Source organism: Proteus sp. PR00208 (assembly GCF_016238545.1).
Classification (GTDB): domain Bacteria; phylum Pseudomonadota; class Gammaproteobacteria; order Enterobacterales; family Enterobacteriaceae; genus Proteus.
Map to the genome: position 1 here is coordinate 43,591 of NZ_JAEHQE010000018.1, position 17,062 is coordinate 60,652.

Here is a 17,062-nt window from a genome sequence, read left to right on the forward strand (position 1 = left end):
TCAAGTTGATATAAGGAAAAATAGCATGAGTTTTTTTAACAAATTAAAAGATGGTTTTAATTCAGGTCGCTCTGAGTTAGCAAAGCAAGTTGGTCGCTTTAAAAACAAAAAATTTATGCAAGGCACTGTTGCTGTTTGCGCACGTATTGCCATTGCCAGCGGTGGAGTGAGTTCTGAAGAAAAACAGAAGATGCTCGGTTTTTTAAAAGCATCGGATGAACTTAAAGTTTTTGATACTTCTGAAGTTATCGAATTCTTTAATAAGCTAATCCTGAGTTTCGAATTTGATACTGAAGTCGGTAAAGGCGAAACCATGAAGTATATTCTGGCAATGAAAGATCAGCCAGAAGCTGCGCAATTAGCTATTCGTGTCGGTATTGCTGTTGCGAAAAGTGATGGTGATTTTGACAATGATGAAAAAGAAGCTGTGCGCGCTGTTGCCATTGCATTAGGCTTTGAGCCCGCAGAATTTGGTTTGTAATTAATTTAATATAGGGAACCGTTTAGGAATTATTATGGTATCCACACATATTGGTTTTCCGACAGAAACTGTCATTGTCTTTGTTGTACTTGCGATTGGCGCTATTTTTATCGACTTATTTATGCATCGCTCAGATAAGCCGATAACATTAAAGAATGCCATATTTTGGTCTATATTCTGGGTTGCTATTGCAATGGTATTCGCAGGATTCCTTTATATTCACCATGGTGCAGAGGTTGCGAGCTTATTCGTAACAGGTTATGCGCTAGAGAAAGTGCTTTCGGTTGATAACTTGTTTGTCATGATGGCGATTTTCTCTTGGTTTGCTGTGCCTGATCGCTTCCGTCACCGCGTTCTTTATTGGGGTATCATCGGTGCTATTGTTTTCCGTGGGATCTTTGTTGCCATCGGTACAGGACTGTTAAGTTTAGGACCATATGTTGAGATAGTATTTGCCTTAATCGTGGCTTGGACGGCAGTTATGATGCTGAAAAGCGGTGATGATAGTGAAGAAATTGAAGACTATTCGCAGCATCTTGCTTATCGCTTAGTAAAACGATTTTTCCCTATATGGCCAAAAATCACTGGACATGCATTCTTACTAACACAAAAAGAAGTTGATGTAGAGTTAGCGAAACCTGAAAACAAAGATATTACTATCGGTCGTGGTACAAAAGCTGCGCTATATGCAACGCCACTAATGCTGTGTGTGGCAGTCGTAGAGCTTTCTGATGTGATGTTTGCTTTCGACTCGGTTCCCGCTATTATCGCAGTAAGCCGTGAACCTTTAATTGTATATAGTGCAATGATGTTCGCAATTTTAGGCTTACGTACGCTTTACTTCGTGTTAGAAGCGTTAAAACAGTATCTCGTTTACCTTGAAAAAGCGGTTATTGTGTTGTTGTTCTTTATTGCTGTAAAACTGGGTCTAAATGCAACAGATCATATTTGGCAACATGGATACAGCATCTCCGCGACAACCAGCCTATTTGTTGTGCTTGGTGTTCTTGCTCTGGGTATTATTGCAAGTTTCTTATTCCCAGAGAAAAAGGATAATGAAGGTAAGTCAGAATAATTAGTATTCTTGAGAAATCAGAATATCAAAAACTAAATTAAAGAGGTTAAAAAATGAGCGTTTCTCTTTCTAAAGGTGGTAATGTCTCTCTGAGCAAAGCAGCCCCAACGATGAAAAACGTCCTTGTCGGACTTGGTTGGGATGCCCGTTCTACAGATGGTCAAGATTTTGACTTAGATGCATCTGTATTTCTGTTAGCGGCTAATGGAAAAGTACGTAGCGATGCCGATTTCATTTTTTATAACAACTTAAGATCTGCTGATGGCTCTGTTGTTCACACGGGTGATAACCGTACTGGTGAAGGCGATGGTGATGATGAAGCGCTGAAAATCAAATTAGACATGATCCCAAATGATGTCGATAAGGTTATCTTCGTTGTGACTATCCATGATGCGCAAGCTCGTCGCCAAAGCTTTGGCCAAGTATCAGGTGCATTTATTCGTTTAGTTAATGATGACAACCAAATTGAAGTTGCTCGTTATGACTTAACGGAAGATGCATCAACAGAAACAGCAATGTTATTTGGTGAGCTATATCGCCATAACTCGGAGTGGAAATTCCGTGCTGTTGGTCAAGGTTATGCGGGTGGTTTAGGTTCAGTTTGTGCTCAATACGGTATTAATGCCTCTTGATAGTGGATTTATAAGACACTAACCGCTGGCAGTCATAAGATGTGATTGCCAGTTTATTCAATAAAGTAGGAGCTTTGATATGGCAGTTTCCCTTGTTAAAGGCGGTAATGTTTCTCTGACTAAAGAAGCACCAACAATGTCGGTTGCTATGGTTGGTCTAGGATGGGATGCCCGCGTGACTGATGGCGCAGAGTTCGATTTAGATGCGTCAGTGTTCATGGTAGGTGAAGATGGAAAAGTACTTTCAGACGCAAGTTTTATCTTCTTTAATAACAAAGTGAGTCAATGTGGAAGCGTTGAACACCAAGGAGATAACCGTACTGGGGAAGGCGATGGTGATGATGAGCAAGTAAAAATCACCCTATCAAAAGTCCCTGCTGAAGTGAAAAAATTGGTATTCGCAGTCACTATTTATGATGCTGAGAATCGTAAACAAAACTTCGGTATGGTGAGCAACAGTTTTATGCGCGTTTTTAATAACGACAATAATACTGAAATTGCACGCTTTGATCTTTCTGAAGATGCATCTACAGAAACTGCAATGATCTTTGGTGAGTTATATCGCCATGGTACAGAGTGGAAATTTAAAGCTGTAGGTCAAGGTTTTGCGGGTGGTTTAGGTGCATTAGCATCACAACACGGCGTGAATATCTAATCTCTACACTATTAGTACATATAGTACATAGTGCATGGTAAAAACCCTCGTTAATCGAGGGTTTTTTTGTGCTCAATTTTGTGGGTAAGATTATTTTTTTGTTTCTATCTTTATGGGTGATTTTTTCGATTTACTTTTGCCTGTATGAAAGTGGCGCCAATGAGGATCTTGTGCTGCAAAAAGCAACTCATGATCACCTCGAGAATCTCCCCAAGCTCTTAAATGATATTGTGTGAGATCCCCATAAACACTTTCTAACCGCTTGATTTTTTCACCACAGCGACAGTTATTACCAATAATTTTCCCCGTTAATACACCTTCAACAACTTCGAGCGTTGTACCAATTAATTTAATGCCTAAGCGATCAGCAAAAGGTTGTAACACCATTGCTGGTGATGCTGAACAAATGGTGACTTCAGCGTGACTGTTCACCTCTTCAGCAACGGCTAATAAACCGGTAGGGCGCATTAGTTTAGCCCAGTAAAGTTGGCAGAAGGCTTCGGCTTTTTCTTTTAACCAATTCTCATCAATGTTGGTTAAAAAGGTTTTAATAAGTACTTCTTTTAATTCATCACGAGTAAGTTTGCGTCTAAAGCAACGTAATGTGGGCAATACCATCTTAATCAAACGGCGTGAAAATTTACGTTTACCAAAAGCAAACTTTAAAAAAGGAATAAAACTGTCGTGATAGGTCAGCGTGCCATCAAAATCAAACACTGATAATGTTTTTACGGTGTTTTTTGAGTTTTCAAACTGAGGTTGCATAAAAAGTTAAGCTCCGTAAATCATCAGAGTTTTTTAAGGTCATGGTGCATATTATATCATCGTTCTCAAAATGAGATAGTACGGTTGTTACTTATTGAAAATAAAACTATTTATACTTTTATGAATAATAGGGTGTAGGAGTAATCGATGAAAAGCATCAGCAGATATTGGCTACCCAATAAAGTAATGCGTGATTGATAAAAAATAGCGTATTTATTATTAACATTATTGGTTGCATTATTTTATAAAATAAGAATAAAGCGTGATTTATTTAAAATATGATTAGTGGTTATTTATAGAATAAAAATTTTTAAATAAAAATTATTAACTTATATGTATCAATGATAATTAAATAAAAAAATAACTTCGTCGATAAAAAATAAAGTTTATCGATATGTACATATAGGTATTTTTATTATGAGTATTAAACAAAGTGCTAAAATAGGCGCATCTGCACTGTTATTAATTTTTATTTTATCCTCTGTATTATCTACATTTTTCATCTATAAAATGAAAAATAATTTTACTCAAGTTGAAGTATTATTGACACGTTACACCGATGTTTTGATGGCGCGTTATCAATTAGCGATTATGCGTTCTAATGTGAATTTTCTGATACAAGATACCGCCGAAACAAATGCTAAAGATGCTGAAATTATTGAGAAAAACAAAAAAATTGCGGTAAGTGCTAAACATGCAATGGATATATGGGTAAAAGAAAAGAAAGTCACAGTAGAAGCACAAAAAAGTGCAGATGAAATAGCAAAGTTATTTTATAGCCTAATTGATAGACTCTTGATTGCGTCAAATGGCTCAGAAGCAATACATATAAAGGATACAGAGTTTGCCAATGATTTTGATAGATTAAATAATTTATTTGATAACTATGTTTCTGTTAAAGCCAAAAATAGTGCTGGGCTCAGAAATAGACAAGATACGATGGTTCAGCTTTCTATTTATTCCACTCTCATATCCTTATTAATTCTATTCGTTATTTTATATTTTGCTATTCGTTGGATAAACAAAACCTTTATTTATAACCTTAATACGTTGTCTAATGTGTTAAATAAAGTTGGTAAAGGGGAATTAGTTTTCGATTTACCTAAAATGAAAAAAGATGAATTTGGTGAGTTATTTTCACATGTGAGTGATATGCAAAAAGCGTTAACTTCTACCATTCTTACCGTAAAAAGAGAAACGTTAGAGATAAAACGAGGAGCTTCTGAAATTGCATCAGGTAATCAGGAGCTCTCTGCTCGTACTGAAGAGCAAGCTAGTGCATTACAACAAACCGCAGCCAGTATGGAAGAGATTAAAACCGCAGTAGCCAATAACACCGAAAATACTCAAGAAGCCAATGAGATTATTAATCAATCCAATGACATCGTTATAGATGGTGCTAGTGTAATGAAAGAAGCTATCTCATCGATGAAAAAAATAGAGCAAGGCGCGTTAAAAGTGGGTGAGATTAACGAAGTGATTAATAATCTTGCGAGTCAAACGAATATTTTAGCGCTAAATGCAGCAGTAGAAGCTGCGAGAGCAGGGGAACAAGGGCGAGGTTTTACCGTTGTTGCTGCTGAAGTAAGAAATTTAGCAGCCAAAAGTGCAGATGCTGCAAAAGAGATCAGCCAGATATTAAAAGCATCTATAAAAGATGTCGCAGAAGGAACCGCTCTCGTTAATAAAACGGGAAAACATATGCAAGAGATCGTTTCTTCAATTACAAAAGTAAATAATATTATGCAAGGGATAAGTCTCGCTTCTGAAGAGCAACGGGTTGGTATTGAACAAATTGCGGTGGCGATTAATCAGATGGATACGGTTGTGCAACAAAACGCCTCTTTAGTGGATCAAGGCGCATCTTCAACGATGATGTTAGACGAAAAAGCGCAGGTATTGATGGATAATGTAGCGGTATTTCAGATTGAGGAACCGATGTAATAACGATTAAAACAGCTCACTTTGAAGTATTGTATTGAAGTGCGCTGTTTTATTTTTAACTTATTAATAACACTAAAATATTATTTCATTGTGAGATATTATCAAAGTTAAAATATGAATATCAGTATAAAAAACTAGTCGCAATCATTGATTGAAAACTGTAATAAGTGTTTGTATCGATAATTCTGATTAATAAGTAAATAAAATCTATTTCGTGCCGATAAATGAGTACATTTGTATCACTTTATTACCGGGGTGGATTATTTCATGAGTATTGAAAGATCAGCTAAAGTAGGTTCTATCATATTATTAGCCATTTTCTTATTATCATCTGTATTGTCGTCATTTTTTATTTATAGGATGCAAGAGAACTTCGCATCATTGGATTCTTTGAATACCAGATTGAATAGTGTTCAAGAAGCAAGGTATGAATTAGCGACCATTCGTTCTCACGTCAACTACCTAATGTTGTTGAAAACAATGACGGATGAGAATAAGCAAGAAACAATTAAATCACTTGTTGCTGAAGCGAAAGAGTTGGCGACAAAATCAAAAGCGACTATCACACATTGGGTAGGCGTGAAGAAGATAAGTCCTGACGCTCAACGTAATTCAGAACAACTATCAGTGTTATTCTATTATCTTCTAGATGAACTTATTGCACCTATAGATACGCTAGATTACACAGAATCAAACCTCTCTGGTGACTTTAATCGTTTATCTGATCTCTTTGATGAATATCTTATGATCACTAAAGCTGTGAATGATGATATTAAAACACAGCAAGCTTGGATGGTTCATCTTTCTATTTATACCTCGATTATTGCGTTAGCCATTATCCTTTCTCTGCTTTATATGGTTATTCGTTGGATAAACAAAACTTTTATCTTCAATCTCAATACATTGTCTTCGATTTTACAAAAAGTGGGAGAGGGAGATTTAAGTTTCACTCTACCTAAGAAACGAAATGATGAGTTTGGAACTTTGTTCTCTAATGTAGGGGATATGCAAACAGCGCTAACATCGACTATTCAACTTGTTAAAGAAGAAGCGCTAGAGATCAAAAAAGGTTCGGCAGAAATTGCTTCTGGCAACCAAGATCTCTCTTCTCGTACTGAGGAGCAAGCAAGTGCTTTACAACAAACAGCAGCAAGTATGGAAGAGATAAAAATCGCAGTAGTGAATAATACGGATAATGCGATTTTAGCAAACTCCATTACCGCAGAAACACGCGATTTAGCGATTGATGGTTCTAACATTATGAATGATGCGATTAACTCAATGAAGAAAATTGAGGTAGGAACATTAAAAGTTGCTGAAATCAATGATGTGGTTAATAACATAGCAAGCCAAACCAATATTCTGGCATTAAACGCAGCCGTTGAAGCGGCGCGTGCAGGTGAGCAAGGCCGTGGATTTACTGTTGTTGCAACAGAAGTGAGAAATTTAGCAGCAAGAAGTGCAGATGCTGCGCGTGAAATTAATCAAATTATCAGAGAATCCGTTGCTGATGTGGCTCATGGCCGTGAGTTGGTTAATAAAACGGGTGAGCATATGCAAGAGATAGTCTCTTCTATTACTAAAGTCAGCGATATTATGCAGGGCATTAGTATTGCATCAGAAGAGCAAAAAGTCGGGATCGAACAAATTGCTGTCGCAATTAACCAAATGGATTCTGTTGTACAGCAAAATGCTGCCTTGGTTGAACAAGGTGCAACATCAACAATGATCTTAGATGAGAAAGCACAAAACTTAACAGATAAAGTTTCAGTCTTTCAAATTAAAGAACAATATTAATCCGTTAAGTTAGTCTGTTAATATTGTATTCAAAACAAGCTCACTCTGAGTGTAAAACTCAAGTGAGCTTTATTATTATTGGCTTTAGCCTGTTTAAGTCGCGTCAGCGTCTTAAATATAAAATCACCCGCTTACGGGTGGTTATGATTATTTATTGATCATAGTAAGTTATAATGTTTATCTGGTCTTACAGTTATCGGTAATGGGGTAATATCTTGCATTTCTAATAAGTTTCTTTCAATCGTATTACAAATGGCATTTAAGGGTAAGTCATTTGCAGATACACCAAAAGGATCTTCTAATTCTTCAGCTAATGAATCCCAAGATAAAAAAGTATAAGAGATAAAAACTGATACAAACGGTGTCATATAATGGAGATCTGCTACCAAAGCAAAAGGTAATAATGTACAAAATAAATAAACAGTACGTTGCAATATCAAAGTATAAGCAAATGGAACTGGGGTATTTGAGATCCGTTCGCAACCTCCGAGTACATCAGATAAATTATTAATATCTTTATTAATTGATTGAAAAATAACATCACTTATCATCTTGTTATCTCTCAGTTCACCTATTTTTAAACCGATATGTAATAAAATACGATTAGTGGGATAAGGGCTATTCATTATTTCATTAAATAAAGTTCGAGGTAATAGGCGGTAAAGATCAACCATTGGATCTGTTTTTCTTAGCTCGTGCTTTAAGCTCCAACTAAAAGCAATTAATAGATTAGAAAAGTCTCGATTAAATTGTTTATCTTCAGGTAATAATGCTTTTATATTTCTTAATATATTACGATGAGTAATTAACATATTACCCCATAGGGTTCTGGCTTCCACAAGCCTGCTATAGCTTGCATTATTTCTGAAACCAAGGAATATTGCGATGGCAATACCGAGTAAACTAAAAGGAGCAACTGTTAAGTGTATTCCTAATTGTTCATACCATTGATAAATCAAAATAGCGATAATTGACATGATAACATTAAGGCATAAACGAAAGATTATTTTTGAAAGCACTGAACCATGCCAATCAAATAACCGAAAGAACCAGTGTTGATTAGGACGAATGACCATAATAGTAATTATATAAGACAAGATTTGAATTGTGAGAATATTATCTCAATAAAAGAAGTAATAAGCCAATTAATTCTATTAAAATAATTAATAAGTATGAAAGTTCTGATTCATATATACCTATATGAATCAGAAAGATAAATTTATATTATTAGACATGAGTATCGTTAATGTAATAATGCAGACATAGTTGATTTGATTTATTAATCATAATGCTTCAGCCACCTCCATAACTGTACTTAGTACAGAACCCCAAGTGAATGAAGATGAAGGTAGCACTGCGGATGCTTCTGCTAACTCATTGTTTATATTAGTCATAGATAATCCCATCACTAGATGAGGTAAATTATCTATTTTTAATGGGTTATAACCTTTATAGGGTTCATCAGATGAATATGTTTTTTCTGGTGAATAATGAGGATTTACCATTGTTTCTTCAAGGATCTCACTACCTTCTTTAGTGTAAATAGTGACAAGTTCTATTAATTGATTTGGAATATTTATATATGCAGAATATTCTTGCTCTTCAGTTAATACTGATCTTAATACGTCACTAACACGTTCTTTAATTTTATCATGATAATAATAGACAGTCTCAAGTGCAGAATAAAAATTATTTGTTGCCCTTATCTTATAAATATAAGATTTATTTTCGCTTGAGACATTGAGTAAATCTTTTGCGAATTTTTCACTTGATTTAAAACTTGATGTTGTCGGAATAAATGCAGAGTCTTTACTCCCTCTTCTCCCTGAAACACCGTTTACATGGGAATGAAAATTGATATTATTTCCCCAAGCGACAAATCCTTTTTTAAATACCTCCTCGGGTGGTCTTGAATCTGCTCGGTACACTTTACTAACAGGTCTTGCATATGATAGTTGTATATTAAATAAAATAAATAATATAATTAAAATTATTTTTTTCATTATAACCTCTATTTTTCAATAAATGCTTTATAGTGTTATGTCATTTCCCTTTTTTATTTAGTCATGATTTCTTTTACTTTTGGATAATTAGTGTCTTGATAACCCAATCATAAAGAGGGCATCGTTACCAGGAAAAGTTTTTTCACTTCCAATACATACGGCTATATTTGTTTGTGTCAGAAATGAAACCTTAGCGATATCGTAAAGTGCAGTTGCGTTGTACATAATGCCATAATGATAAGAGCCACCAGTGGTAGGGACAAATTTTATATTGGCTGCTAACACTGGTTTTTCCCCATCGTTATAACTATTAGTTACAACCGTGAGGCTGGAAATTTTGCCATTTTTTACTTTTCCATTTAGTTTTTTGCAATAACCGTCAAAATCAATACCGGCATGCGAAAATGCTGAAAAGGAAAGAATACTAATAATAAGTAATTTTTTCATTTATAACCTCTATATTTGTTTACGGTATTTATATGTGATTGTTGTGTATTCCATTCAATAAATAATTAATGTTTATTGTGGGGGCTAATATGTACATCAAGGTAATGGAAACGATTTAAATATACAGAGGTGAATTATTTTTTAAATATTTTATTTTAATATGTTGTAATGGAAAAATAATATGTTTTTTTGGATCAAGAAATTTTCATATTCTATTAATGAAAGAATAAAGTTTGAGATGTGGAAAAAGGAACACGATAAAAAATAACACATTAATAGTAAAAGAAATTTCATGCTTTACGTGGGATTGATGATCCATATTTCACGCGAGAGCATTTTAGAGAATATTTATTTTTCAGTGAGTTATAGATTTTTGAAACTGAAATAGAATGGAATTCAAAACAAATAATAAAAAATTTTTAAAATGTAGTGATTCTATAAATATTAACGTAGCTAAAAATATCTGATGGGGCAAAAATGGGGCAATGGTTTATAGAAACAAAAAAGCCACTTGCTAAGAAGTGGCTTAATGTGCTGATTTAACAGCTAAAATTTGGTGGCCCCTACTGGACTTGAACCAGTGACCAAGCGATTATGAGTCGCCTGCTCTAACCAACTGAGCTAAGGGGCCTTAATGGAGTGTGATTATACGTGCCATTTGGCACGAGGTCTAGCCTTTGAATGACTGTATGCGCAAATTCTGTTCAATCTAAACAATAAAAAAATAAAACGGAGAATAACTGTGATATCAATAACATAGCGTAACGAGTTATGGATAAGCTTACGTACAGGTACAATAATATAAATAATAAGGCTATTTTTTATAAATATATGTAGGTGAAATCTATCGTAGATTAGATAGATTGTAGATACCGTATCGAAATTCCATAAAAAAACGCCTGTGATATCACAGGCGTTTGTTATAACTTTTATTGAAAAGTAAGTCGATTACTCATCAAGGAAGCTGCGTAACACTTCAGAACGGCTTGGGTGGCGTAATTTACGCAGTGCCTTCGCTTCAATCTGACGAATACGTTCACGGGTAACATCAAACTGTTTACCCACTTCTTCCAAGGTATGGTCGGTATTCATATCGATACCAAAACGCATACGCAGGACTTTCGCTTCACGCAATGTTAAGCCTGCTAACACTTCGTGAGTTGCTGAACGTAAGCTTTCTGATGTTGCAGAATCCAGTGGTAATTCGAGAGTAGTATCCTCGATAAAATCACCTAAATGTGAATCTTCATCGTCACCGATTGGGGTTTCCATGGAGATTGGTTCTTTAGCGATTTTCAGTACCTTACGGATCTTGTCTTCAGGCATCAGCATGCGTTCTGCAAGCTCTTCTGGTGAAGGTTCACGCCCCATCTCTTGCAACATTTGACGAGAGATACGGTTCAGTTTATTAATCGTTTCGATCATGTGAACAGGGATACGGATTGTACGCGCCTGATCAGCGATTGAACGAGTAATTGCCTGACGGATCCACCATGTTGCATAAGTTGAGAACTTATAACCACGACGGTATTCAAATTTATCAACCGCTTTCATCAGACCAATATTCCCTTCCTGAATCAGGTCAAGGAACTGTAAGCCACGGTTGGTATATTTTTTCGCGATAGAGATAACGAGACGTAAGTTCGCTTCGACCATCTCTTTTTTCGCACGACGTGCTTTTGCTTCACCGATAGACATACGACGGTTAATATCTTTAACCTGTTCGATTGTCAGTCCAGTTTCAACTTCAATTTGTTGCAGTTTTTGTAAGCTGCGTTGTACTTCTTCTTCAATACCTGCCAGTTTTTCAGACCAAGGCTTATTCATTGCACGAGCAGCAGTGAACCATGTGTCATTGGTTTCGTTACCTGTAAACAGCGTAATGAAGGTTTTCTTTGGCATCTTAACTTGATCAACACAAAGACGCATGATGTGACGTTCTTGAGCACGAACTCTGTCCATCATGTCACGCATATTGTTAACCAAATAATCAAATTGTTTCGGTACTAAACGGAACTGTTTGAAAATTTCAGATAATAATAAGATTTCAAGCTCTGTATCTTTGTGGTTGCGACCTTTCGCCTTGATAGTTTGGCGAGTTTTTTCATATTGCTCACGAAGCTCAGTAAATTTCTGACGCGCTAATTCAGGATCGATGCTGTTATCATCATCGCTATCGCTGTCATTGTCGCCATCTTCATCTTCGTCTTCATCTTCGTCTTCAGCGCTGTTGTCAACTTCATCATCATCTTTGCCTAAGTTGACATCTTCACTTTCTGCCATTTCTTCGGCATTAGGGTCAATAAACGCAGTAATTAAGTCTGAAAGACGTGCTTCGCCAGCTTCAACGCGATCATACTGTTCAAGAAGATAAGTAATTGCTTCAGGATATTCTGCAACGGAACATTGAACTTGGTTAATACCATCTTCAATGCGTTTTGCGATATCAATTTCACCTTCCCGGGTGAGCAGTTCAACGGTACCCATTTCGCGCATATACATACGCACAGGGTCGGTTGTACGGCCAATCTCAGATTCTACACTAGAAAGTACCTGAGCTGCGGCTTCTGCAGCATCATCATCAGTATCATTTGAATTTTCTGCCAGCATCAGATCATCGGCGTCAGGTGCTTCTTCCATAACCTGAATGCCCATGTCGTTAATCATCTGGATGATGTCTTCGATTTGATCTGAATCGACGATATCTTCCGGCAGATGGTCATTGACCTCAGCATAGGTCAGGTAGCCTTGCTCCTTACCTTTAGTAACAAGTAGCTTCAGCTGTGACTGCGGGTTTTGCTCCATAAGACGGTATCCACACTTCAAAGTAATTTGGGTTGGTGTCGGTCGGCGATAACTGTTCAGCCAACAATAACTACGGAGGGGCATTTTCATTGTCGATTGCTACGGTCCCCTCAGCGTAGCAAATGTAGGTTTTTAGTACCTACCGATAGCGGCAATTAAGCCGTGTTTTTAATCTTAATTCTGTGTTTACTTTTTAACGCGTGCCTGTATTATCAATTGGACTTCTTCGCGTTCATCTTGCGTTAGGCCTTCTGTTCTCTCTTTCGCAATAAGTGTGTTTAAACGTTCATCCATTGCGGTTAAAAAAAGATGATCTAACGTGTCTGTAAAGGTTTTTTCTGCAATCTCATCTATATCTATATCGTTCCACATTGCCAATTTTTCAAGCTGTTTACCGAATTTATTCTCTCTATAGAGTTCGATAATCTGTCCCGTATTTAGACCAGGTTGTGCTTGGCAAACAGAAACTAATTCAATAAAAAGTGATAGACCTGCAATTTTTTCTGTACTTAATCCCTCGAGAGGGGGCACTAATTTAGAGAATTCTGGGTTTTGTATCAATAGGGCAATCAATATACGCATCGGTGTTGTGCGTAATTTTGTCGGTTGATACGATAAATCGTGATTAACCGGCGTTCTACCAAATAAACGATCCATCTGCTCAATATCGGGATTTCCCGTTAAGCTTCCAAGCTCTCTTAATAAATATAGACGTAAAGTTTCACTTGGGATCTTATCTATTAATGGTCTGGCTAAACTATATAGCTTACCATTGCCTTCTTGAGTACTCAGATCCACTTGAGGAACGAGTGAATCAAATAAAAATTCTGATAATGAATGTGCTTGTTCCATACGTTTTTCAAAAGCTTCTTTACCTTCACGACGAACCAATGAATCGGGATCATCACCTTCGGGTAAAAACATAAAACGTAAAGAGCGACCATCATTTAAAAAAGGAAGGGCGGTTTCTAATGCTCGCCATGCGGCATCACGTCCAGCTCTATCTCCATCATAGCAGCAAATAATGTTATCCGTTGTCCGAAAGAGCAACTGGATATGTTCTGCTGTGGTGGAGGTTCCTAATGAGGCAACGGCATAATCAATACCAAACTGCGCTAATGCCACAACATCCATATAACCTTCAACAACTAATAGCTTTGTGACGTTATTATTAGATTGTTGCGCTTCATAAAGTCCGTAAAGTTGACGTCCTTTATGGAATATCTCTGTTTCTGGTGAGTTTAAGTATTTAGGTAAATCATCACCTAAAACACGCCCACCAAAGGCAATAACACGACCACGTCTATCTCGGATAGGAAACATGACTCGTTGGCGAAAACGATCATAAGTGCGACCATTATCGTTAGTTATTACCATACCCGCTTCAAGAAGTAAGGCTTTATTATCGGCACTTTGACCAAAACGTTTTAGGACGTTATCCCAACCTGTTGGTACAAATCCAATAGAAAAACGGGTAATAATATCTTCACTAAGCCCACGATGCGCAAGGTAGTTTCTTGCTTCCTGTGCATCAGGTTTATTGAGAGCGCTACTATAATACTGATTCAATTTCTCCATCACTTGATAGAGATTTTGTCTTATATGTCGTTCAATAGGGCTACTGCTTGTTCCTGATTCATAAGGAACGTCTAACCCATGCATTGCTGCTAACTCTTCAATGGTTTCGACAAAATCGAGTCTGTCGTAATTCATCAAAAAATCAATAGCATTGCCATGCGCGCCGCAACCAAAACAGTGGTAAAACTGTTTGTCGCTATTTACTGTGAAAGAGGGCGTTTTTTCATTATGAAACGGACAACACGCTGAATGATTTTTGCCTTGTTTTTTTAACGGCACGCGAGCGTCGATAAGATCGATGATATCGGTTCGAGCTAGCAAATCATTGATAAATGAACGTGGAATTCGTCCAGCCATAAGCCCTTTTACGCCTGTTGTTGAACGAGAATAAGCCGCGCTCTCAGGAGAAAGCACGGCCTTTAACTGCGACTACAGTGTCTGCATACGTTGCGGTATAAGCCGCAAAATATTAGTACAGACGAGTACGACGTGCGTTTTCGCGAGCTAATTTTTTAGCGTGACGTTTTACTGCTGATGCTTTAGCGCGTTTACGTTCAGTCGTTGGTTTTTCATAAAACTCACGACGACGAACTTCTGCTAATACGCCTGCTTTTTCACAAGAGCGTTTGAAACGACGAAGAGCAACGTCAAATGGCTCGTTTTCACGTACTTTGATTACCGGCATGTGCCTCTCACCTCAATAGAAATCGGTTTGCGCTGGCATTATTTAAGCCAGCCGACATTTAAAATGGTGCGGAATTTTACTTCAAAGCAGGGCACTTTGTAAAGAGATGCTCAAAATTGAAACGCAAACTCTCACTTTTGTGTCTTTTTAAGAAGTACACAAAAAGCGACAGTCGCTAACCACACATTTAAATCACTTAAAATAGGTGAATAATTATAGACCAGAAAAAGGAATTTGTCACATGCTGGTATGTAAAAGATGTTGCGAAGGCGTATAAAATCACCGAAATAATGATACAATCGATTCATTACGCGAGTTAGCGAAGAAGAATTTGGAAGCGTCATGCGAGTTTTAGGTATTGAAACATCTTGCGATGAAACCGGTATCGCAATCTATGATGATAAAGCCGGCCTATTAGCGAATCAACTTTATAGCCAGATTAAACTGCACGCCGATTATGGTGGGGTAGTTCCTGAGCTTGCTTCACGGGATCATATCCGTAAAACAGTACCTCTTATTCAAGCGGCACTGAAAGAAGCAAATCTTACGGCGCAAGATATTGATGCGGTTGCTTATACTGCTGGCCCCGGTCTTGTTGGCGCGTTGCTTGTAGGGGCAACCATTGGACGCTCATTAGCTTTTGCGTGGGATGTCCCAGCTATTCCTGTTCATCATATGGAAGGCCATTTATTGGCTCCAATGCTTGAAGAGAAAACACCAGAGTTTCCATTTGTGGCACTTTTGGTTTCTGGTGGTCATACACAGTTAATTAGTGTGACGGGAATTGGCGAATACACCTTATTAGGTGAATCTATTGATGATGCTGCTGGCGAAGCTTTTGATAAAACGGCAAAACTGCTGGGATTAGATTACCCTGGTGGCCCAGTATTATCGAAAATGGCGCAACAAGGCACAGAAGGTCGCTTTGTCTTTCCTCGCCCAATGACAGATAGACCTGGACTTGATTTTAGTTTCTCGGGTTTAAAAACCTTTGCAGCTAATACTATTCGTCAAAATGATGATTCAGACCAAACTCGCGCTGATATTGCACGGGCATTTGAAGATGCGGTTGTTGATACGCTTGCGATAAAATGTCGTAGAGCTTTAGAACAAACAGGCTTTAAACGTTTGGTGATGGCAGGTGGTGTAAGTGCTAATCGTACATTACGTGCAAAAATGGAAACCGTAATGAAGCAATTAGGTGGCGAAGTTTTTTATGCGCGTCCTGAATTGTGTACTGATAATGGCGCAATGATTGCACTAGCAGGAATGATCCGCTTTAAAGGCGGTACAGAAGGCCCGTTAAGTGTGACCGTAAGACCTCGCTGGCCTTTAGCTGAGTTGCCTGCATTAACGCGTTAATAGTTATAAGCTAAAAAATAATTCAAAATTGAAGCGCTTTGGTGTGTTATCAAAGCGCTTTATGCCTGAAAAGTTGTCAACCTATATCAGGACTAGTCAGATATTTGGGCAAAGGAGGTTAATCTTCTTTTTCTTGCTCTTTAGCTTCTTGAATGATCTCTTTTTCTGTTTTTTCAGTCTTTTTCTTTAATTTATGCCAGATACGGCTCTCTTGACCACGCCATAAACGTTGAATATTGTCGTGATGACGGTAAAGTACCAGACATGATAATAAAGCAACGGGATAAGTGAATTCTGGTTTAAACCACCAAACATAAAAAGGGGCAAGCAGTGCGCTGATAATCGCACCAAGCGATGAATAGCCACTCAGTAAGACGGTGAGTAACCACGTTCCTGCGATAAGCCCACTTAAATCCCAACCAATGGCAGCGATAGCACCAAATGCAGTGGCTACACCTTTTCCGCCTTTAAAGTGGAAAAAAACAGGATAAATATGACCTAGACAAGCTGCTATTGCGACAATACCGAGGTAAAAAGGAGGCACATTTAAGTAATAGGCGAGCCAAACAGGGATCATCCCTTTTAGGACGTCACAAATAAGAACGGCTGCCGCGGCTGCCTTTCCTCCAATACGTAGGACGTTGGTTGCTCCGGGATTGCCAGAGCCAAATTTTCTTGGATCAGGGAGTCTTGCCAGTCGGCAAATCAATATCGCGCTGGAGATTGAGCCGCACAAGTAGGCGAAGATGATCATTCCAAGTGCGTTAGCACTCATTTGTATTCTCCAATGTTTATGTAAGTTCGTTAAGCATGTATGGATAATACGCATATTT

At 37.6% G+C, this 17,062-nt stretch carries 15 protein-coding genes and 1 tRNA gene; 7 read left to right on the forward strand and 9 right to left on the reverse strand.

Annotation, left to right across the window (positions count from 1 at the left end; all coding sequences use genetic code 11):
* Positions 1-25: 25 nt before the first annotated feature.
* From JEP36_RS12930 to JEP36_RS12945, 4 genes are all read left to right on the forward strand, one after another.
* Positions 26-481: a tellurite resistance TerB family protein gene (locus JEP36_RS12930; RefSeq protein ID WP_198630318.1), complete on the forward strand. Its 456-nt coding sequence runs from the start codon at positions 26-28 to the stop codon at positions 479-481.
* Positions 482-515: 34 nt separating this feature from the next.
* Positions 516-1,556, forward strand: a complete 1,041-nt coding sequence (locus JEP36_RS12935; protein WP_198620743.1) for a TerC/Alx family metal homeostasis membrane protein — start codon at positions 516-518, stop codon at positions 1,554-1,556.
* A 53-nt stretch (positions 1,557-1,609) separates the two neighbouring features.
* Entirely contained in the window at positions 1,610-2,188 is a 579-nt protein-coding gene (locus JEP36_RS12940; protein ID WP_100158820.1) for a TerD family protein, read from the forward strand.
* Positions 2,189-2,267: 79 nt separating this feature from the next.
* Positions 2,268-2,843: a TerD family protein gene (locus JEP36_RS12945; protein WP_109373011.1), complete on the forward strand. Its 576-nt coding sequence runs from the start codon at positions 2,268-2,270 to the stop codon at positions 2,841-2,843.
* Between the two features lie 90 nt (positions 2,844-2,933).
* Here JEP36_RS12945 and JEP36_RS12950 read toward each other — a convergent pair whose 3' ends face one another.
* Positions 2,934-3,608, reverse strand: a complete 675-nt coding sequence (locus JEP36_RS12950; RefSeq protein ID WP_198620744.1) for an HAD family hydrolase — start codon at positions 3,606-3,608, stop codon at positions 2,934-2,936.
* A gap of 417 nt (positions 3,609-4,025) precedes the next feature.
* Here JEP36_RS12950 and JEP36_RS12955 point away from each other — a divergent pair, with 417 nt between their 5' ends.
* Both JEP36_RS12955 and JEP36_RS12960 read left to right on the forward strand, forming a co-directional pair.
* Entirely contained in the window at positions 4,026-5,552 is a 1,527-nt protein-coding gene (locus tag JEP36_RS12955; protein WP_198620745.1) for a methyl-accepting chemotaxis protein, read from the forward strand.
* 267 nt (positions 5,553-5,819) lie between these two features.
* Positions 5,820-7,349 carry a methyl-accepting chemotaxis protein gene (locus tag JEP36_RS12960; protein WP_198620746.1) on the forward strand — a complete coding sequence of 510 codons (1,530 nt, stop codon included), beginning with the start codon at positions 5,820-5,822 and terminating at the stop codon, positions 7,347-7,349.
* A 158-nt stretch (positions 7,350-7,507) separates the two neighbouring features.
* Here JEP36_RS12960 and JEP36_RS12965 read toward each other — a convergent pair whose 3' ends face one another.
* From JEP36_RS12965 to rpsU, 7 genes are all read right to left on the reverse strand, one after another.
* Positions 7,508-8,425, reverse strand: coding sequence for a bestrophin family protein (locus JEP36_RS12965; protein WP_198620771.1), 918 nt, complete (start codon positions 8,423-8,425; stop codon positions 7,508-7,510).
* Positions 8,426-8,632: 207 nt separating this feature from the next.
* The gene (locus tag JEP36_RS12970; protein WP_198630319.1) at positions 8,633-9,352 is read right to left on the reverse strand and encodes a scabin-related ADP-ribosyltransferase; all 720 of its coding nucleotides are present in this window, start codon (positions 9,350-9,352) and stop codon (positions 8,633-8,635) included.
* An 87-nt stretch (positions 9,353-9,439) separates the two neighbouring features.
* Positions 9,440-9,799: a hypothetical protein gene (locus JEP36_RS12975; RefSeq protein ID WP_198626213.1), complete on the reverse strand. Its 360-nt coding sequence runs from the start codon at positions 9,797-9,799 to the stop codon at positions 9,440-9,442.
* A 554-nt stretch (positions 9,800-10,353) separates the two neighbouring features.
* Positions 10,354-10,430: transfer RNA gene (locus JEP36_RS12980), tRNA-Ile, on the reverse strand.
* A gap of 317 nt (positions 10,431-10,747) precedes the next feature.
* Positions 10,748-12,604, reverse strand: a complete 1,857-nt coding sequence (rpoD, locus tag JEP36_RS12985; RefSeq protein ID WP_198620772.1) for an RNA polymerase sigma factor RpoD — start codon at positions 12,602-12,604, stop codon at positions 10,748-10,750.
* A 186-nt stretch (positions 12,605-12,790) separates the two neighbouring features.
* The gene (gene dnaG / locus JEP36_RS12990; RefSeq protein WP_198620773.1) at positions 12,791-14,539 is read right to left on the reverse strand and encodes a DNA primase; all 1,749 of its coding nucleotides are present in this window, start codon (positions 14,537-14,539) and stop codon (positions 12,791-12,793) included.
* Positions 14,540-14,651: 112 nt separating this feature from the next.
* The gene (gene rpsU, locus JEP36_RS12995) at positions 14,652-14,867 is read right to left on the reverse strand and encodes a 30S ribosomal protein S21 (RefSeq protein WP_001144069.1); all 216 of its coding nucleotides are present in this window, start codon (positions 14,865-14,867) and stop codon (positions 14,652-14,654) included.
* Between the two features lie 342 nt (positions 14,868-15,209).
* On the opposite strand from rpsU, the gene tsaD reads away from it, so the two are divergent.
* Positions 15,210-16,229 carry a tRNA (adenosine(37)-N6)-threonylcarbamoyltransferase complex transferase subunit TsaD gene (tsaD, locus tag JEP36_RS13000; protein ID WP_198626212.1) on the forward strand — a complete coding sequence of 340 codons (1,020 nt, stop codon included), beginning with the start codon at positions 15,210-15,212 and terminating at the stop codon, positions 16,227-16,229.
* A gap of 118 nt (positions 16,230-16,347) precedes the next feature.
* On the opposite strand, the gene plsY is transcribed toward tsaD, so the two are convergent.
* Positions 16,348-17,004 (reverse strand): glycerol-3-phosphate 1-O-acyltransferase PlsY, encoded by a 657-nt coding sequence (gene plsY, locus JEP36_RS13005; RefSeq protein WP_023582777.1) that lies wholly within the window; start codon positions 17,002-17,004, stop codon positions 16,348-16,350.
* Positions 17,005-17,062: the final 58 nt, after the last annotated feature.